Annotated in this window: 22 protein-coding genes; 9 read left to right on the top strand and 13 right to left on the bottom strand. The window is 68.2% G+C overall.

All coding sequences use genetic code 11. From position 1 onward, the window contains the following. The first annotated feature begins 102 nt into the window (after nt 1-102). Complete coding sequence (locus tag FHY09_RS07620; protein ID WP_166925799.1) at nt 103-876, top strand: NAD kinase; 774 nt, start codon at nt 103-105, stop codon at nt 874-876. Nucleotides 877-922: 46 nt separating this feature from the next. Continuing rightward, on the top strand, nt 923-1,870 hold the full coding sequence (locus tag FHY09_RS07615; protein WP_166925797.1) for a 5'-nucleotidase: 948 nt from the start codon (nt 923-925) through the stop codon (nt 1,868-1,870). A 21-nt stretch (nt 1,871-1,891) separates the two neighbouring features. Here the strand turns inward: FHY09_RS07615 and FHY09_RS07610 are convergent, their stop codons facing one another. From FHY09_RS07610 to asnS, 12 genes are all read right to left on the bottom strand, one after another. Then, nucleotides 1,892-2,440 (bottom strand): DUF2939 domain-containing protein, encoded by a 549-nt coding sequence (locus tag FHY09_RS07610; protein ID WP_166925795.1) that lies wholly within the window; start codon nt 2,438-2,440, stop codon nt 1,892-1,894. Between the two features lie 75 nt (nt 2,441-2,515). Next, nucleotides 2,516-3,508 (bottom strand): aldo/keto reductase, encoded by a 993-nt coding sequence (locus FHY09_RS07605; RefSeq protein ID WP_166926559.1) that lies wholly within the window; start codon nt 3,506-3,508, stop codon nt 2,516-2,518. Then, nucleotides 3,508-4,194: a DUF2461 domain-containing protein gene (locus tag FHY09_RS07600; RefSeq protein ID WP_166925792.1), complete on the bottom strand. Its 687-nt coding sequence runs from the start codon at nt 4,192-4,194 to the stop codon at nt 3,508-3,510. The genes FHY09_RS07605 and FHY09_RS07600 overlap by 1 nt, the downstream gene beginning before the upstream one ends. Further along, a complete protein-coding gene (sbcB, locus tag FHY09_RS07595; protein ID WP_166925790.1) occupies nt 4,191-5,630 on the bottom strand; it encodes an exodeoxyribonuclease I in 1,440 nt (479 codons plus the stop codon). The genes FHY09_RS07600 and sbcB overlap by 4 nt, the downstream gene beginning before the upstream one ends. Continuing rightward, a complete protein-coding gene (locus tag FHY09_RS07590; protein WP_166925788.1) occupies nt 5,630-7,006 on the bottom strand; it encodes an FAD-dependent oxidoreductase in 1,377 nt (458 codons plus the stop codon). The genes sbcB and FHY09_RS07590 overlap by 1 nt, the downstream gene beginning before the upstream one ends. Before the next feature lie 19 nt (nt 7,007-7,025). Beyond that, nucleotides 7,026-8,300 (bottom strand): kynureninase, encoded by a 1,275-nt coding sequence (gene kynU / locus FHY09_RS07585; protein ID WP_166925786.1) that lies wholly within the window; start codon nt 8,298-8,300, stop codon nt 7,026-7,028. Nucleotides 8,301-8,409: 109 nt separating this feature from the next. Beyond that, complete coding sequence (locus FHY09_RS07580) at nt 8,410-8,913, bottom strand: 3-hydroxyanthranilate 3,4-dioxygenase (RefSeq protein ID WP_166925784.1); 504 nt, start codon at nt 8,911-8,913, stop codon at nt 8,410-8,412. Between the two features lie 22 nt (nt 8,914-8,935). After that, entirely contained in the window at nt 8,936-9,598 is a 663-nt protein-coding gene (gene can / locus FHY09_RS07575) for a carbonate dehydratase (RefSeq protein ID WP_166925782.1), read from the bottom strand. A 75-nt stretch (nt 9,599-9,673) separates the two neighbouring features. After that, a complete protein-coding gene (locus FHY09_RS07570) occupies nt 9,674-10,312 on the bottom strand; it encodes an FMN-binding negative transcriptional regulator (protein ID WP_166925780.1) in 639 nt (212 codons plus the stop codon). Nucleotides 10,313-10,318: 6 nt separating this feature from the next. Then, nucleotides 10,319-10,633, bottom strand: coding sequence for a hypothetical protein (locus FHY09_RS07565; protein WP_166925778.1), 315 nt, complete (start codon nt 10,631-10,633; stop codon nt 10,319-10,321). A 6-nt stretch (nt 10,634-10,639) separates the two neighbouring features. Beyond that, nucleotides 10,640-10,939: a hypothetical protein gene (locus tag FHY09_RS07560; protein ID WP_166925776.1), complete on the bottom strand. Its 300-nt coding sequence runs from the start codon at nt 10,937-10,939 to the stop codon at nt 10,640-10,642. 33 nt (nt 10,940-10,972) lie between these two features. Next, nucleotides 10,973-12,367, bottom strand: a complete 1,395-nt coding sequence (gene asnS / locus FHY09_RS07555; protein ID WP_166925774.1) for an asparagine--tRNA ligase — start codon at nt 12,365-12,367, stop codon at nt 10,973-10,975. A gap of 131 nt (nt 12,368-12,498) precedes the next feature. On the opposite strand from asnS, the gene FHY09_RS07550 reads away from it, so the two are divergent. After that, complete coding sequence (locus tag FHY09_RS07550; protein WP_166925772.1) at nt 12,499-12,837, top strand: HesB/IscA family protein; 339 nt, start codon at nt 12,499-12,501, stop codon at nt 12,835-12,837. A 62-nt stretch (nt 12,838-12,899) separates the two neighbouring features. On the opposite strand, the gene FHY09_RS07545 is transcribed toward FHY09_RS07550, so the two are convergent. Further along, entirely contained in the window at nt 12,900-14,129 is a 1,230-nt protein-coding gene (locus FHY09_RS07545) for an MFS transporter (RefSeq protein WP_166925770.1), read from the bottom strand. A 224-nt stretch (nt 14,130-14,353) separates the two neighbouring features. Here FHY09_RS07545 and rpsF point away from each other — a divergent pair, with 224 nt between their 5' ends. The 6 genes from rpsF (at nt 14,354) to ligA (ending at nt 22,695) form a co-directional block, all read left to right on the top strand. Further along, a complete protein-coding gene (gene rpsF, locus FHY09_RS07540; protein WP_042613984.1) occupies nt 14,354-14,794 on the top strand; it encodes a 30S ribosomal protein S6 in 441 nt (146 codons plus the stop codon). Between the two features lie 11 nt (nt 14,795-14,805). Next, on the top strand, nt 14,806-15,036 hold the full coding sequence (gene rpsR, locus FHY09_RS07535) for a 30S ribosomal protein S18 (RefSeq protein WP_005926280.1): 231 nt from the start codon (nt 14,806-14,808) through the stop codon (nt 15,034-15,036). A 98-nt stretch (nt 15,037-15,134) separates the two neighbouring features. Then, complete coding sequence (rplI, locus tag FHY09_RS07530) at nt 15,135-15,584, top strand: 50S ribosomal protein L9 (RefSeq protein WP_166925768.1); 450 nt, start codon at nt 15,135-15,137, stop codon at nt 15,582-15,584. A 192-nt stretch (nt 15,585-15,776) separates the two neighbouring features. Then, a complete protein-coding gene (gene smc / locus FHY09_RS07525) occupies nt 15,777-19,280 on the top strand; it encodes a chromosome segregation protein SMC (protein ID WP_166925766.1) in 3,504 nt (1,167 codons plus the stop codon). A 104-nt stretch (nt 19,281-19,384) separates the two neighbouring features. Continuing rightward, nucleotides 19,385-20,122 (top strand): cell division protein ZipA, encoded by a 738-nt coding sequence (zipA, locus tag FHY09_RS07520; RefSeq protein WP_166925764.1) that lies wholly within the window; start codon nt 19,385-19,387, stop codon nt 20,120-20,122. 107 nt (nt 20,123-20,229) lie between these two features. After that, entirely contained in the window at nt 20,230-22,695 is a 2,466-nt protein-coding gene (gene ligA / locus FHY09_RS07515) for an NAD-dependent DNA ligase LigA (RefSeq protein ID WP_166925762.1), read from the top strand. Nucleotides 22,696-22,743: the final 48 nt, after the last annotated feature.

The raw sequence follows: 22,743 nt of genomic DNA, 5'->3' as shown, positions 1-22,743 counted from the left end.
GGGGCCGTTTTTTTTGCCTCGCCGGTTCGCCCCAGCGCTGCAGCGCTGGCGGTCGGGCAGCGCTCGGGTATGCTCCTCACCACGTCTTTCCCGGATTCAACGATGAGCGACAGCCCCCGCATCGCCTTCCTCGCCAGCAGCACCGAGCCGGCCCAGCTGGCCCGTGCGGCGATGGTCGCCCAGTACGGTGAGTACACGCCTGACCAGGCCGAGGTGCTGTGCCCGCTCGGGGGCGACGGCTTCATGCTGCAGACCCTGCACCGGCATGGGCACCTGGGCCGTCCGGTCTTCGGCATGAAGCTGGGTACGGTCGGGTTCCTGATGAACCAGTACCGCGCCGAGGATGACCTGCACGCGCGCATCGCACGGGCCGAGCCGGCCCACCTGCGGCCGCTGCAGATGGTCGCCTTCACCGAGTCCGGCGCGCGCGTGGCGTCGCTGGCCTACAACGATGTGTCGCTGCTGCGGCAGACACGGCAGGCCGCCCACATCGGCGTGGACCTCAACTGCCAGGAGCGCGTGGCCGAGCTGATCGGCGATGGCGTGCTGGTCGCCACGCCTGCCGGCAGTACCGCGTACAACTATTCGGCGCATGGCCCGGTGCTGCCGCTGGGTTCGCACACGATCGCCCTGACGCCCCTGGCACCTTATCGGCCGCGCCGCTGGCGCGGGGCCATCCTCAAGGCCGACACCGAAGTACGCTTCCGCATTCTCGATCCGTACAAGCGCCCGGTCAGCGTCACCGCCGATTCGCATGAGATCCGTGACGTGGTGGAGGTGACCATCGGCGAATCGAAGGCGCACCGGGTGACGCTGCTGTTCGACCCGGAGCACAACCTCGAAGACCGCATCCTCTCCGAACAGTTCGTGTTCTGAGCGACAATGGCGGTACGGCACCCCCGACCGTGAGGAACCGAACCCGATGGGCGACAACACCCCCCGATTGCTGACCGTCGCGGTGACGGCGCGCGCGCTGTTCGATCTGGAGGAGAGCCATGCGCTGTTCGAGGCCGACGGCGTGGATGCCTACGCGCAGTATCAGCGTGATCATGAGGACGACGTGCTGGGCCCGGGCGTCGCGTTCCCGGTGGTGCGCAAGCTGCTGGCCCTGAACCAGGGCGCCGGTCCCGAAAATCCCCGCGTGGAAGTGATCCTGCTGTCGCGCAACTCGGCCGACACCGGCCTGCGCATCTTCAATTCCATCCAGCACTACGGGCTGGACATCATCCGTGCCACGTTCACCGCCGGCGAGCCGACCTGGCCGTACATCAAGCCATTCGGCACCGATCTGTTCCTCTCGGCCAATCCGGATTCGGTGCGCAGCGCGCTGCTGCACGGCATCGCCGCGGCGACCATCCTGCCCAAACCGCCCGGCGAAACCGCGGCGGCGGCGGCCGACCAGGTGGTGGACATGCACCGCCCGGCGGGCCAGCTGCGCATCGCCTTCGATGGCGATGCGGTGATCTTCGGGGACGAGAGCGAGCGGATTTCCCGCGAGCAGGGCGTGGAAGCGTTCGGCCGGCATGAGCGCGAACGTGCGCGCGAGGCGCTCAGCGGCGGCCCCTTCCGCAATTTCCTGTCCGCGCTGCACACGCTGCAGGAAACCTTCCCCTCCGGGCAGGATGCACCGATCCGCACCGCGCTGGTCACCGCGCGTTCGGCGCCCGCGCACGAACGGGTGATCCGCACGCTGCGCGAATGGGGCGTGCGCCTGGATGAAGCGCTGTTCCTTGGCGGCCGGCACAAGGGCCCGTTCCTGCAGGCCTTCGGGGCCGATATCTTCTTCGACGACTCACAGCACAACATCGACAGTGCCCGTGAGCACGTGGCAGCCGGCCACGTCCCGCACGGCGTGGCCAACGAGCGGTAGGGGCGCGGCCGGGCGGCCGCCTCAGGGCGAGGGCAGCGCGTTGCGCAGGTCGACCACGCGCCAGCGCAGTCCCTGCGGTTCCAGCACCACCTGCAGCGGCGGCTCCACCGGACCACGATCGATGTCCACCACGAACCGGTCCACGCGCTCGAAGTGGTGCGTGGCCTGTTTCAAGGGCTGTGCCGGCTCCGTCGGGGCCCAGGCATCGCTTCCCTGCAGCTCGTTGCGCGTGCGCTTGTAGAGCACATGCCCCTCCAGCAGCGCGCCGATGCCGGTGGGCGTGACCACCGTGTCCACCGCGGCGCCACCGAGCTGGTCACCCAGGCCATACAGCAGCGCGCCGAACGGGCTGGCCGCGATGTCCGTACCGGCGCGTCGCAGCATGTAATCACTGAGCTGGGTGCGCAGGCTCGCACGCACGCGCGGGAAATCCACGTAGCGCTGCAGGCGCGCGGTGTCGCGCTGTTCGATGGCCTGGGCGAGGCCGTGGACGGTCAGGTAGGGGCCGCCGAACCACGCGCCGGCCAGGGCCAGCAGCAGCAACAGCACGATCGCGATCAGTTTCTTCATGGCAGCCGGAGAGGGGAGCTGGGCGTGGGCACGGGCCCACAGCGTGCCGCATCACGGCGTGTGCGGGGTGAAGTTTCAGTGACTGGGCGAGCCGCGGCCATCGCCGAACGCGGCGACCAGCCGGCGGCGCTCGGCGGGCGTCAACGCCGTCGGATCGGTCTGCAGCACCTGCTCAAGACCGGCCACACGCGTACTGCCGAGCACAGTGGAGGCGATGCCCGGATGCTGCAGCACGTAGGCGAACGCGGTCTGCGCCGGCGCCTGCGAGGTGACCGCAGCAACGGCCTGGCGCATGCGGCGCGCGCTGTGCATGAGCTGCCGGCTGCTCGGCTTGAGCCAGGCCCGCGCGAGGTACCAGCCATCGGCCAGGCGCGGCAGGCGCGGCCGCGGGGGGAGCAGGTGACCCTGCGCCAGCACGGTGCCGGCGAGCACGCCGATGCCCACCCCATGCAGGGCATCGATGAGCGGCTCGCGGTCCTGCTGCAGGACGCTGTAATCCAGCAGCACCACATCGAACGCCTCCGGGTGCGCGACCATCCAGGCGAGCGTTGCGGCGGTGTGCGTGTTGATGCCCACGCTGCGCACCAGGCCGCGCTGCCGCAGCCGCTGCAGGGCATGCAGCAGTTCGTCGGTGATCTCGCCCGCGCCGATCCCGTGCAGCTGATAGACATCCAGGTAATCCAGGCCAAGGTTGCGCAGCGAGGCCTCGCAGCTGGCGGTGATCGCGGCGGGCGAGAAGTCGCGCTGCTCGGCACCGCTGATACCGGCCTGGCCGGTCAAGGTGCCGCCCTTGCTGGAGATCACCAGTGAATCGCGCGGGAAGCGCCCAAGCAGCGGCCGCAGGATCCGTCCCAGCCTCGGCTCGGCATGGAAGCCGGAATAGTTGTGGCCGGTATCGAGCAGGTTGACGCCGCGCTCCAGTGCATGGGCGACCACGCGTGCGGCGTCGCGCTCGGCGAAACGGCGATGGCCCCAGAAGCCCGAGCACCCCAGCCCCACCGGCGAGACCTGCAGGCCGGTTCGTCCCAGCGGACGGCGCTGCTGCGGCAGGGGCAGGGACGCCATGATCAGAATTCCAGGTCCAGTGACGCGCAGAGGTAGTCCACGAACGGACCCAGCGCCGCCAGGTCCTTGCCGAGCGTTGCCAGCAGCTTCGGGCCGGTCATGGTGGCATCGTCGAGCGGCCGCCACATCACCCAGTTGCGGTGCTTGAGGTCATCGATGAACTCGAAATCGGCCGGGAACCCGCGCGGCGGACGGACCAGCTTTTCGGTGTCCTCCATGCTGAAACGCTTGCGCAGGGCGGGCGCATGCGCGGCCGCCTTCCAGCTGCCGGGATTGTCCAGGATGAAATGGCGGATGCGCCGCTGCGTCTCCGGTTCCGGATGCCAGATGCCGGCGCCGACGAAGCTTTCGCCGGGCTGCAGGTGGACGTAGAAGGAGGGCGCGGCCACCTCGCGGCGGCGCTCATGGAACAGTCGCGCGCCCTGCCAGCGCTTGTAGGGTGATTTGTCGTTGGAGAAACGCGCGTCGCGGTGGATCCGGAACAAGGAGCCGCCGACGGTGCGCGTATCGGATCGGAACTTCGGACTGACCTCGGCCAGTACAGGCTGCAGGTCGGCGAGCAGGCGCAGGAAGGGTTGGCGTACGTGGGCTTCGTAGTCCGCGCGGTGTTCGTTGAACCAGGCCTTTTCGTTGTGCAGGGCGAGCGCGCGCAGGAAGTTCAGGCTCGCATCGGAGAAATACGGACTCACAGGGTCTCCTCAAGGTGCTGGGCCCAGGCGCGCAACGCCTGCAGCAGGGCGCTGCGGCGCGCATCGTCGGGCGCTTCGGCGGCCAGCAGGTCGAGCTGCCCGCGGTAGGTTGGCAGGTTGAGTTCGCCCAGGTTCTCATCGCCGAGCAGGCGGCGCCGACGATAGCTGTTCCAGCGCTGCCGCGCCGCCTCGTCCAGGCTGCCCGGGTGATTGCGTGCGCGGTAGCGGAACAGCAGCTCAGGCAGGCGGGGATCGTTGAAGGCGTCTTCCAGGGCGGCCAGCTGCTCCGGCGCCGTCGTGCGCACGCGGGCCAGCAGGGGCTTGTCACCGGCGCCGAGGAAGCCATCGTAGATCGACGCATCGACATCCGCCGGCGCGCCTTCGCGCGCCCGTCCGAACACCTGCCTTGCCTTCTCCGCCAGTTCGGCCGCGTGCGGGCGCAGGCGTTCGACCTTGGCCTGGATCGCGGCCACGTCCAGCCCCAGGCGCGCATGGTCGTCGCTGCGCAGGTGATTCCACGCCACCAGCGCGGGGACCTTGTTGGCATGCACTTCCTTCAGCGGAACGCGCGCCACGCCCTCCGGCAGCTCGCTGGCCCGCAGGTACAGGCGCTCGGCCAGGGTCTCGGCGGGCAGTTCCAGCAGCGCCTCCACGTCGCCGTCCAGATCGAGCACGATGTAGCGGCTGTTGATGCTCGGGTGCACCGCCAGTGGCAGCACCGGGGCGGCGCACAACCGCGTGGCCGGATAGCGCATGGAGATGTGCAGCAGCGGCTGCAGCGCGGTGACGTCCAGCAGGCCGGCCACAAAGCGCTTGTCCCGCAGGCGCAGCGCGTAGTCCCACAGGCGCGGCTGCGCGTTGCGGAACAGGCGCGCCAGGCCGATCGTGGCGCGGACGTCGGACAGGGCTTCATGCGCATCGCCTTCGCGTACGCCGTTGGCCTCGGCCAGGTGCTCGAGCTTGAAGGAGGTGGCACCGTCTTCCCGCTTCGGCCAGGTGATGCCATCCGGGCGCAGCGCGTGCATCAGGCGCAGCATGTCCAGCAGGTCCCAGCGGGAATTGCCGTTGCGCCATTCGCGCTCGTAGGGATCGAAGAAGTTGCGGAACAGGCCGTGGCGGATGAACTCATCATCGAAGCGCAGCGTGTTGTAGCCGAGCGCGCAGGTGCCGGGACGGCTCATCAGTTCGTTGATGCGGGCGAACGCTTCGGCCTCGGTCACCCCTTCGGCCAGCGCGTGCTGGGGGGTGATGCCGGTGACAAGGGTGGCATAGGGCGACGGCAGCAGATCATCCGCCGGCCGCACGTGGAAACTCACCGGCTCATCGATCTCGTTGAGCTCGGCATCGGTGCGGATCGAGGCGAACTGCGCGATGCGCGTGCGCCGTGGGTCCTGCCCGAAGGTCTCCAGGTCATAGAACAGGAAACTGTCAGCCATCAGTGCGCACCGTCCAGGACCGGCAGCTTGGCATGCACTTCGGCATGCAGGGCGTCCCAGTCCATCTGTTCGATCGAAGCACGGCCGCGCGTGGCGTTGACCAGGATGCGGCGCTGGATGCGGGTGCGCTCCAGCGCCACCGCGTAGGGCGTATGCAGGAAAGTCACCATCGTGTAATGGGGCACGAAACGGGTGGGCCAGCGTTGCTGCAGCGCCAGCTCAAGGTCGCGCTGCAGCAGGAACTGTGGATCGGCCACCTGGTCGCGCATCTCGATGTAGTTTTCCAGTGCCATCTGCTGGATGGCCCACGCATTGGGTGCGCGCTCCACTTCGAAGGCGGCGTAGGCGCTGCGCAGGTCGTTGGCCCGGTGCAGGTGCCGCGCCAGCGCGACGCAGTCCTCGAACGCGCAGTTCATGCCCTGGCCGTGGAAGGGCACCATCGCATGGGCGGCATCGCCGATCAGCACGGCGGCATCGCTGAGGTGCCAGCGTTCCAGGTACAGCGTGCCCAGCAGTCCCGGCAGGTGCGCGTCCCAATCCTGGCGCAGATCGGGGATCAGCGGCAGTGCGTCGGGGAACTCGCGGGCGAACAAGGCCTGTGCCTGTTCGCCGCTGACCACCGTGTCGAAGCCGGGACGGCCCGAATTGGGCAGGAACACCGTGACGGTGAACGACCCCTCGTGGTTGGGCAGCGCGATGCACATGAAGCGGCCACGGGGCCAGATGTGGAGCGCATTGGGGTCGATGCTGTGCTGGCCATCGCACGCGGCGGGAATTTCCAGCTCCTTGTACGAATGGTCGAGGAACTCGGTGCGCTCGCCCAGCGGCTGCCGTCGATTCATCGCCGCGCGCAGGGCCGAGCCGGCGCCATCGGCGCCGATCAGGCTCTCGAAACGCACGTCGTGCGGCGTATCCACGCGGTCATCGATGAAGCGCGCATGCCGTGCATCGAAATCCACCGTGTGCAGGCGGCGATGGAAATGCACGGTGGCACCGGCCTGTTCGGCCAGCTGCAGCAGGATGACGTTGAGTTCGCGGCGGTGGATGGACCAGATGACCTCACTGTCATCGCGCCCATAGCGCTGCAGGACCGGCGCGGCGCCGTCGCGGCCATGCACGCAGCGGCCGCGCATCATCACCGCGCGTTCCATCACGGCCGCCTCCACGTGCGCGCCGGCCTGGCGCAGCGCGTTGCGACCGCGCTCGGCCAGGGCAAGGTTGATCGAGCGGCCGCTTTCGTAACCACTCACGCGGGGATCGCCACGACGCTCATACACCGTCACCCGCCAGCCCTGCCGCGAAAGCAGGATGGCCAGCAGGCAGCCGGCCAGGCCGGCACCCACCAGGGTGAGCGAACGCGACGCTGGGTCGTTCAATGCCGTGTCTGCCATCGGCTCAGCGCGCCGCCCAGGCCTGGACAGCCTCGACCAGGTCGTGCAGGTCGACAAAGCGGTTGTACAGCGGTGTCGGCGAGATCCGGATCACGTCCGGCTCGCGCCAGTCACCCAGCACGCCGACCGCTCGCAGGTGCTCGAACAGCGCGCGTCCGCGTTCGCGGCCCCCGATCACCCGCAGCGAGAGCTGGCAGCCGCGCTGCGCTGGATCAGCCGGTGTCACGCGCTCCAGCACATCCGGCAGGCACGCCTGCACCAGTTCATCCAGCCGGCCGGTAAGCTGCAGCGATTTGCTGCGCAGCGCGTCCATGCCCGCCCGTTCGAACAGCGCCAGCGAGGCCCGCAGCGGCGCCAGGCCGAGGATCGGCGGATTGCTCAGCTGCCAGCCTTCAGCGCCGACGGCGGGCGTGAACTGCGGTGCCATCTGGAAGCGCGTGGATTCCTCATGGCCCCACCAGCCGGCGAAGCGCGGCAGCGTGGCATCGCGATGGTGACGCTCGTGCACGAAGGCACCGGCCACCGCGCCGGGTCCGCTGTTGAGGTACTTGTAGTGGCACCACACTGCGAAATCAGGGGCCACCTCGTGCAGCTGCAGCGGGGTGTTGCCGACCGAGTGCGCCAGATCGAAGCCGATGCGCGCGCCCTGCGCGCGGGCCAGTTCGGCGATGGCCTGCAGGTCGAACGCCTGCCCGGTGCGGTACTGCACGCCGGGCCACAGCACCAGCGCCAGGCGTGGACCGTGCAGCGCGATGGCGCGTGCGATGGTATCCAGCGACAGCGTGCCGGTGGCGGGGTCGGGCGGCACCTCGACCAGGCAGTCGGCCGGATCGAAGCCATGGAAACGGATCTGGGCTTCCACGGCGTGGCGATCGGTGGGGAACGCGCCGGCCTCCATGAGGATCACCGGGCGCTCGGCCGTGGGCCGGTAGAAGCTGACCATCATCAGGTGCAGGTTCACGCTCAGCGTGTTCATCGCCACCACTTCGCTGGGCAGCGCACCCACCACGCGGGCCAGCGCATCGCGGACCAGGCGGTGGTAACCCAGCCACTGCGTCGGACCGGTGAAATGGCCTTCCACGGCGAGGTCCGCCCACTGGTCCATCACGTCCTGCACGGCGGCCTGCGCGCCGCGCGGCTGCAGGCCAAGCGAGTTGCCGACGAAGTAGGTCTGCTCGCCATCGCCATGGCGCGGAATCAGGAACTCCCCGCGCAGGTCACGCAACGGATCGGCCGCATCAAGAGCGACCGCATGGGCACGGCTGAGGGTTTCGGACATGTCGGACCACGTGACGATGGGTAATGCCCATGGTAGCGCCGAGCCGCGTCCGACGGGAATGAACGCGACGTCCGTGCGGGCCAGGATTCACGCCGGGCGTGCGACCACGCTAGCGCGCATCGACGTGTCCGCAGGCATCGCAGGTGCGCAGGGCCAGCTCGCTCTCGTAGCGGGCGAAGATGATGGGCAGGTCGACCTCGATGTTCTGCAGGGTGAACCACTGCGCATGCAGTACGTGGTTGCAGCGTTCGCAGTGCCACACCACGCCATCGCGCTCATGCGGCAGGCGTTTGCGCTCCACCACCAGCCCGATCCCGCCCGGCGGGCGGCGCGGCGAGTGCGGCACGCCGCCGGGCAGCAGGAAGACCTCGCCGGCGCGGATCGGGATGTCGCGGACCTTCCCGTCTTCCTGCACCTTGAGCACCATCTCGCCCTCGAGCTGGTAGAACCACTCCGGACCCGGATCGATGTGGAAATCCGTGCGCGCGTTCGGTCCGCCCACCACCATGATGATGAAATCGCCGTCCTCGATCATCTTGTTCCCCACCGGCGGCTTGAGCAGGTGGCGGTGTTCTTCGATCCAGGCCATCAGGTTGATCGGCGAAGCGGGCATGTCGGAGCTCCAGGGCGTGGGATCAGTCGCGCCGACCCTTGCGGGGGACGTGGGAAAGGGCTTTCTCATAGGCGGGCTTGAGTTCGTCCAGCGAACCGACATCGATGCCCATCTCGCGCACGCGGCCGTCCTTCAGGCTGTACACCCAGCCATGCACCATCAGCTTCTGGCCACGCGCCCAGGCATCCTGCACGATGGTCGAACGGCACAGGTTGGCGACCTGCTCGATCACGTTCAGTTCGCACAGGCGCGCATGCTTGAGTTCATCGGTGTCGATGGCCTCGAGGATGGCGGTGTGCTTCTGCATCACATCGCCAACATGGCGCAGCCAGTTGTCGGCCAGTCCCACGCGCGTGTTGTGCAGGCAGGCGTGCACGCCGCCACAGCCGTAATGGCCGACGATCAGGATGTGTTTCACCTTCAGCTGGTCCACGGCGTACTGCACCACGCTGAGGCAGTTCAGGTCGGTGTGGGCCACCACGTTGGCCACATTGCGGTGCACGAACACCTCGCCCGGCGCCATGCCGATGATCTGGTTGGCCGGTACGCGCGAGTCCGAACAGCCGATCCACAGGTACTCCGGATGCTGCTGCCGCGACAGCTGCTCGAAGAACGCGGGGTCTTCCTTCTCGATGCGATCAGCCCAGTCGCGGTTGTTCTGCAGCAGTTTGACGATGTCTTTCATGGGCATTTCCTGCGGGGGTGGGGCGGTCGACAGGCCGGGGTCCGCGCGGCCTGCCACCGGGGTCGGGTGGAATGCTCAGCCGGCGTGGGCGGGCAACTCCAGGAAGCGGCGCATCCACTGCGCGAGCTCGTGCGAAGGGGGCGAAGGCAGCTGCTCCAGCGCCGCGATCACCGCCTGCTGGTTGGCGACTGGGTGGTTCTGGCTGAGCTTGAGCTTGAGCTGCACGTGCTGCACCTGGAACCGGAAGCCGACGATGCCGCGCAGCAGGCGCTGGTGCGGGGGATGCTGCGCATCGAACTGCCAGGCCTGGCCGACGCCGGCGTCAAACACCGCGCTGGTGGCGGCCAGGAGTTCGGCCAGCGCCGCCGGGTCGTCGAAGCGTTCCAGCGTTCCTCGCAGTTCAGCGGCGGCGTAGTTCCACGTCGGCACGCGCGACTGCGCTTCCTTGTCCGGGTACCAGCCTGCCGAGACATAGCCGTGGGGACCGTCCACCAGCACCTTGGCCGCGCCGCTGTGACGTGACTGCGGATTGGCCAGCGCCCAGTGCCCACTGAGTTCGATCTGGCTGCCTTCGCGCCGGTACAGTACCGGCAGCCGGGTCAGCTCGGGCAATCCATCCGCACCCGGCGTGAGCAGGGTGATGAACGCATCGCGGGCGAACAGGGCGTCCAGCCACTGCAGGTCGGTTGCCGAAAACTCGCGCGGGGTGAACATCGGGCCTTAGACGCTGCGGCCGAGCGACTGCACCATCAGCCGGCGCAGCGCCTCGTCCGATGCCGCCTGCGGTGGCTGCACCTCGTGCAGCGAGAAGCCACGGATCAGCGCGTCTTCCTCATCCAGCCCGTCGAACTCGACGAACTCGGCATCGAACAGTTGCGCGCGGGCGGTGTCCTCGCCGTCGTAGCTCAGCGTGTTTCCGTCGCTGTCCAGCACTTCGGCGGTGCCCGCCGGGCGGATGCGCAGGCGCGCCCAGATCAGTGTGTTGCCCAGGCTGGCCAGCCACCATGAATCGCGTACGGGGGAATCATCGGTCATGTCATGTCACCAGAGCGAGGCGAGCCAGAGCAGGGCGGCCATGCCCAGTCCGGCCAGCAGGGTCAGCAGCGATACCCAGGCCGGTGTCGCCAGTCCGGAAAGCGCCCGGTCCGGCTGCGCGCGGTAGTCACGCCGCAGCAGCCAGCCCAACGCTTCGGGCTTGAGGAAGGCGCCGCTGCCGAAGCGCTGCGACAACGCCGGATGGCGGTCGCGCAGGTGCACCAGGGTCAGCGGCCAGAAGATCACGAAGGCACTGAACCCGGCCACTGCAACGCCGACGAAGCAGAGTGCGAAGAACAGGGTCATCGGCGCAGGGCCTCCGTGGTCGGTGGTGCGGAATCAGAAGTCAGCGCTTCCCGGTGCACGCGGGTAGGCGATGGCATCGCGGATGTTGGACAGGCCGCAGACGTAGACCACCAGGCGCTCGAAACCGAGCCCGAAGCCGGCGTGCGGCACCGAGCCGTACCGGCGGAAATCGCGGTACCAACCGTAGTGGTCACGATCCAGGCCGAACTGCGCCATGCGCGCGTCCAGCACGTCCAGCCGCTCCTCGCGCTGGCTGCCGCCGATGATCTCGCCGATGCCCGGTGCCAGCACGTCCATCGCGGCCACGGTCTTTCCGTCGTCATTGAGGCGCATGTAGAACGCCTTGATGTGCTCGGGGTAGTTGGTCACCACCACCGGGCGCCCGATGTGTTCCTCGGTCAGCCAGCGCTCGTGCTCGGTCTGCAGGTCCAGGCCCCACTCGACCGGGAAATCGAAGGTCCTGCCCGAGTTCTGCAGCAGCTTCACCGCCTCGGTGTAATCGATCTGCTCGAACGGCGCGTTGATGAACGCTTCCAGCTTGGAGATCGCGTTCTTGTCCACGCGCTCGGCGAGGAAGGCCAGGTCATCGCCGCGCTCGTCCAGCACCGCGCGGAACAGGTACTTGAGGAACTGCTCGGCCAGCCGCGCATCCTCGGCGAGGTCGGCGAAGGCGATTTCCGGCTCGATCATCCAGAACTCGGCCAGGTGGCGCGTGGTGTGGCTGTTCTCGGCGCGGAAGGTCGGCCCGAACGTGTACACCTTGCTCAGCGCCAGGCAGTAAGCCTCCACGTTGAGCTGGCCGGAGACGGTGAGGAAGGTTTCCTTGCCGAAGAAATCGCGGCTGAAGTCCACTTCGCCGCGGTCGTTGCGCGGCAGGTTGACCATGTCCAGCGTGGAGACGCGGAACATCTGCCCGGCACCTTCGGCGTCGGAGGTGGTGATGATCGGCGTGCTGATCCAGTTGAAGCCGTTCTGGTGGAAGAACCGGTGCACCGCCTGCGACAGGCAGTTGCGGATGCGCGTGACCGCCCCGAACAGGTTGGTGCGCGGGCGCAGGTGCGCCACTTCGCGCAGGAACTCCGGCGACATCGGCTTGGGCTGGATGGGGTAGGTGAGCGGGTCCTCGACCCAGCCGACCACGTCCACGCGCGCGGCCTGGATTTCGTACGACTGCCCCTTGCCCTGCGATTTCACCAGGGTGCCGGTGGCGATCAGCGAGCACCCGCTGGTAAGCCGCTTGAGCTCATCGAAGTTCGCCAGCGCCTCGGCAGCCACCACCTGGATGGGGGCGAAGCAGGAGCCGTCGGTGACGTTGATGAAGGCCAGATTCGCCGAGCCGCGCACCGTGCGCACCCAACCGCGTACTGTGACTTCGCCGCCTTCCGGGATCTTCCCGGCAAGCGCATGTTCAACGCTGACCACCGTCATGACTTGAATCCTCTGCTGATCGACTCGATCTGTGAATTCGGAGTTTACCGGTTGCAGCGTTCTGCTTGCGAGGCATTTCTGCCGGGCCGGTGACCTCTATAATTGTTTCGTCCCTTTCGTGGAGTGTTCCCATGGCCATCAGCCTGACCCCCGTCGCCTACGAGCGCGTACAGCGCTTCGTCGCCAGCACCCCCGGCGCCCTGGGCCTGCGCTTCGGCGTGACCCGTACCGGCTGCTCCGGCTGGGGCCACGTGACCGACCTGGCCCGCGATGCGCGCGAGGATGACGCGGTGTTCGAGCAGGACGGGGTGCGGATATACGTGGACGCCCAGAGCCTGCCGCTGGTGGATGGCACCGTCATCGACTTCGGCAAGCACGGCTTGAGCGAGACCTTCACGTTCAAGAACCCCAATGCCTCGGCCGAATGCGGCTGCGGCGAGAGCTTCACCACCGACGAAGCCCACCGCTGATCCCGCCGGGCCCTCGCGACCGGCCTGCGCCGAATCCGGCGCAGGGCCGCCATCGCCAGCGGTCAGCCGTTCGACCATCCCAGCACGCCGCGGCGGCGCTCCAGCGCCACCGCCAGCCCCCACAGCAGCAGCCCCGCCGCCGCCGTCGCAGCGCCCACGTAACCGGTGGACGCATAGCCGTGCCCGGCCCCGATGGCCATGCCGCCGAGCCAGGGCCCCAGCGCGTTGGCCGTGTTGAATGCCGCATGGTTGGAGGCCGCCGCCAGCGTCTGCGCCTCACCGGCCGCATCCATCAGCCGCGTCTGCAGCGCCGCGGCCAGCGCCCCCATGGTCCCCACGGCGATGATCGCCGGCGCCACCGCCCAGGCCGAGTGCGCGGCCAGCGGGAAGACCAGCAGGACCACCACCGACCAGGCCAGCAGCACGCCCGCCGCGCGGAATTGCAGGCGGTCCACCAGCCAGCCGCCGGCCACGTTGCCGATGATCGCCCCGACCCCGAACAGGCCCACCGCCGCCGGCATCCAGCGTTCATCGATCCCGGTGACGTTCACCAGCGTAGGCGCCAGATATGTGAACACGCAGAACATGCCCGCAAAGCCGATCGAGCCGATCGCCAGCGCCAGCCACACCTGCGTGCGGTTGAAGGCGCGCAGCTCGCGCATCGGGCTGGTGCGGACCTCGTTCGGATCCGGACGCAGGTGGCGGGCCACCATCACCACCGTGGCCAACGCCAGCAGCGTGACCAGCGCGAACGCCGTGCGCCACGTGAACTGCTGGCCCAGCCAGGTCGTGAGCGGGTTGCCCACCAGGATGGCGATGGAAAGCCCGAGCAGCACCTTGGAGACCGCCGCGCCGCGCTGCCCGGGTGGGCTGATGGAGGCCGCCACCAGCATCGCCACGCCGAAATACGCCCCGTGCGGCAGCCCGGCGATGAAGCGGGCCAGCAGCATGGTGGTGTAGTCCGGGGCCAGTGCGCTGGCCAGGTTGCCTACCGCATAGAACCCCATGAGGCCAAGCAGCAGGTTGCGGCGGCTGAAGCCCGCTCCGGCAAAGGCCAGCACCGGCGCACCCACGACGACGCCGATGGCATAGGCGCTGATCAGGTGGCCGACCTGCGCCTCGGTGATGGACAGGCCGCGGCTGATGTCCAGCATGAGCCCCATGCTGGCGAACTCGCTGGTGCCGATGGCGAAGCCGCCCAGGGACAGCGCGAGCAGGATCAGCGTGCGCTGGCGGGGGCTCAGCGTGTAGGCCAGCGGCGAGGTGGCGACGGGGGCGGGGGAGGGATTCACGGCAGACTACACACAGGAAACAAGAGTGAATTGTACTGTTGCATTGCAGCAACGCGATCCGTTTTCAGCTCACGGGAGCTGAACGACACCGGCGCTTGCTGTCATCTGGCCAGAAAGGCATAATTGGCGGCTTCCTGTGCCTGGCGCAGGAGCCCTTGCTCCACCGCCGTTCGACTGCGGGGGGCTGTCCGGCCACATCGGCCACATCCGAAAGGTATATAGACATGAGTCGTCATTACGAAATCGTGTTCCTGGTCCACCCCGACCAGAGCGAGCAGGTCCCGGCCATGATCGAGCGTTACAAGTCGCTCGTCGAGAACGGCAACGGCACCATCCACCGTCTGGAAGACTGGGGCCGCCGCCAGCTGGCGTACCCGATCCAGAACCTGGTGAAGGCCCACTACGTCATGCTGAACATCGAAGTCGACCAGGCCGTGCTGAGCGAGCTGGTGGAAAGCTTCCGCTTCAACGATGCCGTGCTGCGCAACCTGGTCGTCAAGCGCGATGGCCCGGACACCGAGCAGTCGCTGATCATGAAGAGCAAGGACGAGAAGGGCGACAAGCCCGAGCGTGGCGAGCGTCGTCGTCGTGACGACGAAGAAGGTGAGACCACCACCCCCGCCGCTGACAACGATGCCGGCGACGACGCCGCTTCGGCCGCTTAAGGAGCACTGACATGTCCAAGTTCTTCCGTCGCCGCAAGTTCTGCAAGTTCACCGCCGAGGGCGTCAAAGAGATCGATTACAAGGATCTCAACACCCTGCGCCAGTACCTGACCGAGAACGGCAAGATCGTGCCGAGCCGCGTCACCGGCACCAAGTCGAAGTACCAGCGCCAGCTGGCAACGGCCGTCAAGCGCGCCCGTTTCCTGGCCCTGATCCCGTACACCGACAACCACGACATCTGATGCCTGCCGGCGGCCCCGTGCCGCCTGCTGCACCTGATATTCGGACAGCCATCCGCTGCGGGGCATCGCCTCGCTAACGAATACACTGGAGTTAGAAAATGAAGCTGATTCTCATCAAGAAGGTCAAGAACCTCGGCGACCTCGGCGACCTGGTCGACGTGAAGCCGGGCTACGGCCGCAACTTCCTGGTCCCGCAGGGTTTCGCCGAGCCGGCCAACGAAGCCAACATGGCCGCCTTCGAAGAAAAGCGTGCCGAGTACGAGGCCGCCGCCAAGGCTGCCCATGCCGATGCCGAAGCCCGCAAGGCAACGCTGGAAGGCAAGAGCGTGACCATTGCCGCCAATGCTTCGACCGAAGGCAAGCTGTATGGCTCGGTCGGCGCCCGTGAAATCGCCGAGGCGTTCACCGCCGCCGGCCACACGCTGGGCAAGAGCGAAGTGATCCTGGGCGAAGGTCCGTTCCGCAACATTGGCGAGTACGACGTCCTGGTGCACCTGCACGCCGACGTTGAAACCACCGTCAAGGTCGTGGTCGAACGCGAAGCCTGATCCCGCGCCCCACCGGGCACGGTATCTCCAGAACGGGCGCCCGCGAGGGCGCCCGTTCTGCGTTGTGCGGCTGCTTTTGACCACGGCCTCGGTATACTCAGTCCATACCACCCGCGAAATGGCCATGATCCCCGCTGGATCAAGGAGTTGGCGGGTATTGCCGGCGCTTGCCGGCCCCGGCCCGGGAACCCTATGCGTCTTTCCACGATCAAGCTGTCCGGCTTCAAGTCCTTCGTCGACCCGACCACGCTGCACCTGCCGACCAACATGACCGGCGTGGTGGGGCCCAACGGGTGTGGAAAGTCCAACATCATCGACGCCGTGCGCTGGGTGATGGGCGAAAGCTCGGCCAGCCGCCTGCGGGGTGATTCGCTGACCGACGTGATCTTCTCAGGTTCCTCGGCACGCAAACCGGTTTCCCAGGCCACCGTCGAACTGATCTTCGACAACAGCGACCACACCATTTCCGGCGAGTACGCCTCGTTCAACGAGATATCGGTCAAGCGCACCGTCAGCCGCGACGGCAGCAGCAATTACTACCTCAACGGCACCAAGTGCCGCCGTCGCGACATCACCGATCTGTTCCTGGGCACCGGGCTGGGCCCGCGCAGCTACTCGATCATCGAGCAGGGCATGATCAGCCAGATCATCGAGGCGCGCCCTGAAGACCTGCGCGTGTACCTGGAAGAGGCCGCCGGCATCTCCAAGTACAAGGAACGGCGCAAGGAAACCGAAACCCGCATCCGGCACACCCGCGAGAACCTCGAGCGCCTGACCGACCTGCGCGATGAGATCGGCAAGCAGCTTGAACACCTCAAGCGCCAGGCGCGCCAGGCCGAGCAGTACCAGGCCCTGCAGGAAGAACGCAAGGTCAAGGACGCCGAGTGGAAGGCACTGGAGTACCGGGGCCTGGAAGGTCGCCTGACGAAACTGCGGGAAGGCCTTTCCGAAGAGGAGACGCGGCTGCAGCAGCTGATCGCCGAACAGCGCGAGGCCGAGGCGCGGATCGAGACCTCGCGCGTGCGTCGCGAGGCGTCCGCCGACGCGCTCAATGCCGCGCAGGCGGAGGTGTACCAGGTGGGCAGCACCCTGGCCCGCCTGGAGCAGCAGATCCAGCACCAGCATGAACTCTCGCAGCGGCTGCACAAGGCGCACGATGAAACCCGCCAGGCGCTGGCCGAGCTTGCTCAGCACATCGGTAGCGATGACGCCCGCCTGCGGGCGCTTACCGATGCGGTGGACGCTGCGACGCCGCAGCTGGAGCAGCTGCAGGAAGAAAACGAGACCCGCCAGGACGCGCTGCGTGATGCGGAAGCCCGCCTGGCCGATTGGCAGGCGCACTGGGAACAGCACAGCCGGCAGAGCTCGGATGCCTCGCGCGCAGGCGACGTCGAGCGCACGCGCGTGGATTACCTGGACCGGCAGGTGCTGGAGGCCGACCGCCGCCGCGAGGCGCTGCAGGCCGAACGCGCAGGACTGGATGTGGACGCGCTGGAAGAGGCCTTCGAGCAGCTGCACCTGCAGCACGAAACGCAGAAGCTGGCGCTTGATGAGCTGGGCGAAGAAGTGGAGCGGCGCAAGGAGGACGTGGCCGATGTGCAGGAGCGCCAGCGCGGTGGCCAGGACGAACTGGCGGACCTGCGCAGCCAGGCCAACGCGCTGCGTGGGCGCCTGTCATCGCTGGAAGCCCTGCAGCAGGCCGCGCTGGGCCAGGAGCAGGGCGCGGCGGTGGCGTGGCTGAAAGCGCACGGCCTGGACGCTTCGGCGCGCGTGGGCGAGCGCCTGGAGGTGCAGCCCGGCTGGGAAAATGCGGTGGAAAGCGCGCTCGGACAGCTGATCGAAGGCGTGCTGGTGGATGATCCGGGTGCGCTGGTGGACGCGCTGGCCGAGCTGGGCGAGGGCCGTATCGCGCTGGTGTCGGGCGAGGACGTGCCGCTCGATGTGGCGGCCACCTCGCTGGCCGCCAAGGTGCGCGGACCGGTGGCGATCCGACGCCTGCTGGCGCCGCTGCACGCAGCCGAGGATCTTGACGCTGCACGCGCGCTGCAGGCCACGCTCGGCGAAGGGGGCTCGGTGATCACCCGCGAGGGCGAGCGTCTCGGCGCAGGTTGGGTGCGGGTGTCGCGCTCGGGGGCCGAACAGCAGGGCGCGCTGCTGCGCGAGCGCGAGATCGCCACGCTGCGCGGGCAGATCGACATGCTGCAGCAGCGGGAAAGCGCGCTCGAGGAGCTGCTGGCCGGCTGCCGCGAGCAGTTGCTGGCGGCCGAGCAGAAGCGCGAGGACGTGCAGCGCTCGCTGTACGTCGCGCACCGCGGTGTATCCGAACTGGCCGGGCAGCTGCAGGGCCAGCAGGGCAAGGTCGAGGCGGCACGCACGCGCATCGACCGCATCGAAGGCGAGCTGGCGCAGCTGCTGGAAACCCTCGAGCTCAACCGCGAGCAGGCGCGCGAGGCGCGTGGGCGGCTGGAAAGCGCGGTCAACAGCATGGGCGACCTGCAGACCGTGCGCGAAGGGCTGGAAGACCAGCGCCGCCAGCTGACCGAGGCGCGTGACCGTGCCCGCGAGGCGGCGCGCAGCGTCCGCGAGGCGGCGCACTCGCTGGCCCTGACACTGGAATCGCAGCGCGCGCAGGCCGCGTCGCTGCGCCAGGCGCTGGAGCGCATGAGTACCCAGCGCGGGCAGCTGGAGGCGCGGCTTGGCGAGCTGCACAGCCAGCTCGACGACGGCGATTCACCGGTGGAGACGCTGCAGCTCGAACACCAGAATGCGCTCGAACAGCGCGTGCGCGCCGATGCAGTGCTGTCACAGGCGCGCTCGATGCTTGATGGCATCGATGCCGAACTGCGCGAACTGGAGCAGACCCGGCACAAGCGCGACGAGCAGGCACTGGCCCAGCGCGAGCGCATTTCCCAGCGTCGGCTGGACCAGCAGGCACTGGTGCTCAGCGCCGAACAGCTGCAGGCCGCCGTGGAGAAGGCCGGCTTCGTGCTGGCTGACGTGGTCAGCGCCCTGCCGCCCGAAGCGCGCCTGGGCGACTGGGAACAGTCGGTGCAGCAGATCGATGCCCGCATGCGCCGGCTGGAACCGGTGAACCTGGCGGCGATCCATGAGTACGGCGAAGCCTCGCAGCGCTCGGAATACCTGGACTCCCAGCATGTCGATCTGGTCACCGCCCTGGAGACGCTGGAGGACGCGATCCGCAAGATCGACAAGGAAACCCGGGGCCGCTTCAAGGACACCTTCGACCGCGTCAACGCGGGCGTGCAGCAGCTGTATCCGCGCCTGTTCGGCGGGGGCCACGCCTACCTCGAACTGACCGGCGAAGACCTGCTCGATACCGGCGTGACCATCATGGCGCGTCCTCCCGGCAAGCGCGTCTCCAGCATCTCGCTGCTCTCCGGTGGCGAAAAGGCGATGACGGCTGTGGCCCTGGTGTTCGCCATCTTCCAGCTCAATCCCGCCCCGTTCTGCCTGCTCGACGAAGTGGATGCGCCGCTGGATGAAGCCAACGTGGGCCGCTTGGCCAACATGGTGCGCGAGATGAGCGAGAAGGTGCAGTTCCTGTTCGTCAGCCACAACAAGGCCACGATGGAGGCCGCACACCAGCTCTCCGGCGTGACCATGCGCGAGCCCGGCGTGAGCCGCCTGGTCAGCGTGGACCTGGCCGAAGCTGCACGCCTGGCCGGCGCGGCGTAACCGGCAAGGGTGGCCATCAGCGTGGCGTCTTGACGTCGCGCGGATGCAAGACGTGTTACATCGTGCCATCCTTGTCTGAACGAATTTAGCCGGAGACCCCCCGAATGTCCGACACCGCACTGCTGCGCATCGGCATCCTGACCGCCGGCCTGCTGTTGATCGCCGCGATCTTCCTGTTTGGCCGACCGAAAAAAAAATCCCAGGGCCGCCGTGTGGAAGGCGGTGAATCCGCCGCCGAGGCGGCGCAGCGGCGCGAGCCGGTACTCGGCGGCGCGCCCGGGGGTGGCGACGGCGTGGAGGTGGGCGAGGGCGCCAGCACGCCGCCCGGCGCCGTGCCCAATGCTGAAGCGCTCGCCGCGGGCAGCGATCTGGGCAAGCGCACCACGCAGGATTTCGACAAGATCGTTTCCCTGTTCGTGGCCGCCCGTGCGGGCGATGTGCTGCGTGGCGAAGACATCGTGGTGGCGGCCGAGAAAACCGGCCTGGTCTTCGGCCACATGAACGTTTTCCACCGGCTCGTGGAAGGCCATCCGGAGCGTGGACCGATCTTTTCGATGGCCAGCATCATGAAGCCCGGCAGTTTCGACATGGCCACCATCCGCGAAATGGAGACCCCGGCCATCGCGTTCTTCCTGACCCTGCCCGCGCCGCTGACCGCGCTGGACGCCTGGGAAAAGATGCTGCCGACGGTGCAGCGCATGGCCGAACTGCTCGATGCCGTGGTGCTGGATGAAGGGCGCAACGCGCTCGGTCGCCAGCGCATCGCGCATATCCGTGACGAGCTGCGGGCGTACGATCGCCAGCACCAGGCGCCGCCGCTGACCAAGACGCCACGCTGGTAATGACGCCCACGCGCCGCCGGACGCGTTTCCCGGCGGCGCGATCACATGCCGTTTCCACACGTGCACGGCGGTAGAATCCCCGCCTGCCAACGGAACGCTGCCCGCGCATGAACACCTCTCCCGCCCACCGCATCGATGCCCTGCGTCGCCAGCTGACGCTCGCCAACCAGGCGTACAACGAGCGCGACGAGCTGCTCATCCCGGATGCGGACTATGACCGGCTGATGCGCGAGCTCGAGTCGCTGGAGCAGGCGCATCCGGAACTGGCGAGCGAGGACTCGCCTACGCGCCGCGTGGGGGCGCGCCCGTCATCGCGTTTCGGCGAAGTGGTCCATGCGGTGCCCATGCTGTCCCTCGGCAATGCGTTCACCGAAGCTGAGGTGGCCGACTTCACCCGCCGCATCGACGAACGCCTGCGCCGCACCGAGCCGGCTTTTTCCGCAGAACCCAAGCTGGATGGCCTGGCCATCAGCCTGCGCTACGAGCATGGGCGCTTCGTGCAGGGCGCTACGCGGGGCGATGGCACCAAGGGCGAGGATGTCACCGCCAACCTGCGGCAGATCGCCGATATTCCCAAGGCGCTGACCGGTAGCGACTGGCCCGAGGTGCTGGAGGTGCGCGGGGAGGTCTACATGGCGCGCGCCGATTTCGAGGCATACAACGAGCGCGTCCGCGTGCAGGGCGGCAAGGTGCTGGCCAATCCACGCAACGGCGCGGCCGGTTCGCTGCGCCAGCTGGATCCGAAGATCAGCGCGCAGCGGCGCCTGAGTTTCTTCGCCTACGGCACCGGCCTGGTCGAGGGCGGCACGCTGCCGGACACCCACTCGGGCACGCTGGGACAGCTGCGCGCGTGGGGTTTCCCGGTCAGTGAGCTGTGCCGGGTCGTGCAGGGCACGCAGGGGCTGCTGGCGTACTACGCCGACATCGGCCAGCGACGCGACGGCCTGCCGTTCGACATCGACGGCGTGGTGTACAAGCTGGATGACCGCGAGGGCCAGCAGGCGATGGGCTTCGTGGCCCGCGCGCCGCGCTGGGCGATCGCGCACAAGTTCCCCGCCCAGGAGCAGAGCACCACGGTGGAGGCCATCGAAATCCAGATCGGCCGCACCGGCGCGGCGACGCCGGTGGCACGCCTGCAGCCGGTCGCGGTGGCCGGCGTGATCGTCGCCAACGCCACCCTGCACAACGCCGATCAGATCGCGCGGCTGGACGTGCGCGTGGGCGACAGCGTGATCGTTCGACGCGCCGGCGATGTCATTCCCGAAGTGGTGAGCGTCATCGCCGACCGCCGCCCCGCCGGCACCACGCCCTGGCAGATGCCCGCGCAGTGCCCGGTGTGCGGCGCGGAGATCGTGCGCGAAGAGGGCGCGGCCGCCTGGCGGTGTTCCGGCGAACTGTCCTGCCCGGCACAGCGCAAGGAAGCCATCGCGCACTTTGCTTCGCGGCGGGCCATGGACATCGATGGCCTGGGCGGGAAGTACATCGAGACGCTGGTGGATGCGGGCATCGTGCGCAGCGTGGCCGATCTGTACCGGCTGAGCCGTGACACGCTGCTGCAGCTCAAGCTCGTGCTCGATGCGGCCGATCCTTCCGCCCTTGCCGGCAGCTACCAGCCCCACCTGCCTGCCGAAGGCAGCAGCGCGGTACTCAACGCCGTCCTGCGCCTGGATGCCAGCGACAGCGCCTGGCGGGCGAGCGCGCTGGCGCAACGCGTGGACTTCCAGTGGAACACACGCAAGATCGCCACGCGCTGGGCCGACAACCTGATCGCGGCCATCGACGCCAGCCGCGCGGCGAGCCTGGAGCGCCTGCTGTTCGCACTGGGCATCGAGCATGTGGGGGAAAGCACGGCCAAGGCCCTTGCGCACTGGTTTGGTGAACTTGGGATCATCCGGCGGTTGCCTTGGCCGCTGTTCAAGCGCGTGCCGGACGTGGGGGGCGAAGTCGCGCGGTCGCTCGGCCACTTCTTCCAGCAGCCGGGCAACCAGCAGGCCATCGATGACCTGCTGCAGGTCGGCCAGGTCCGCATCATCGATGAACACCCGCCCCATGCGCGCCTGCGCGAGGGGCTGGACCTGGCGCAGTTGCTGGTGGAAGCGGAGATCCCCGGCATCACGCGCCTGCGCGCGGAGAAGCTGGCGGCGGCACTGGGTTCGGCTACGGCAATCCTCGACGCCGAGCATGGCCAGTTCGTCAATGCCGGCCTGCCCGATGACACCGCACGCGCCCTGGCCGCGTGGCTGGACACCGACGAGCAGGGCGCCCTGCTGGTCAGCACCGAAGCGGCGATGAAGGACCTGCTGCGGCGCGCTCCGGAAACCGTCGCGGCGGCGGCCGGACCGCTGGACGACCAGACCGTGGTGCTGACCGGAACCCTGGCCCAGCTCACGCGCGATGTGGCCAGGGAGCGCCTGGAAGCGCTCGGCGCGAAGGTGTCAGGCAGCGTCTCGAAGAAAACCAGTTTCGTCGTGGCCGGCACCGAGGCCGGCTCGAAGCTGGACAAGGCGCAGGCCCTTGGCGTGCCCGTGTGGGACGAAGCGCAGCTGCTGGATTTCCTGGCCCGGCACGCGTGATGGCGGCCACCCGCCACCCTTGATCCCACTACGTCCTCTGGAGATTGC

Source organism: Xanthomonas sp. 60, assembly GCF_011761925.1.
This window is presented reverse-complemented; position numbering and strand designations above follow the sequence as displayed.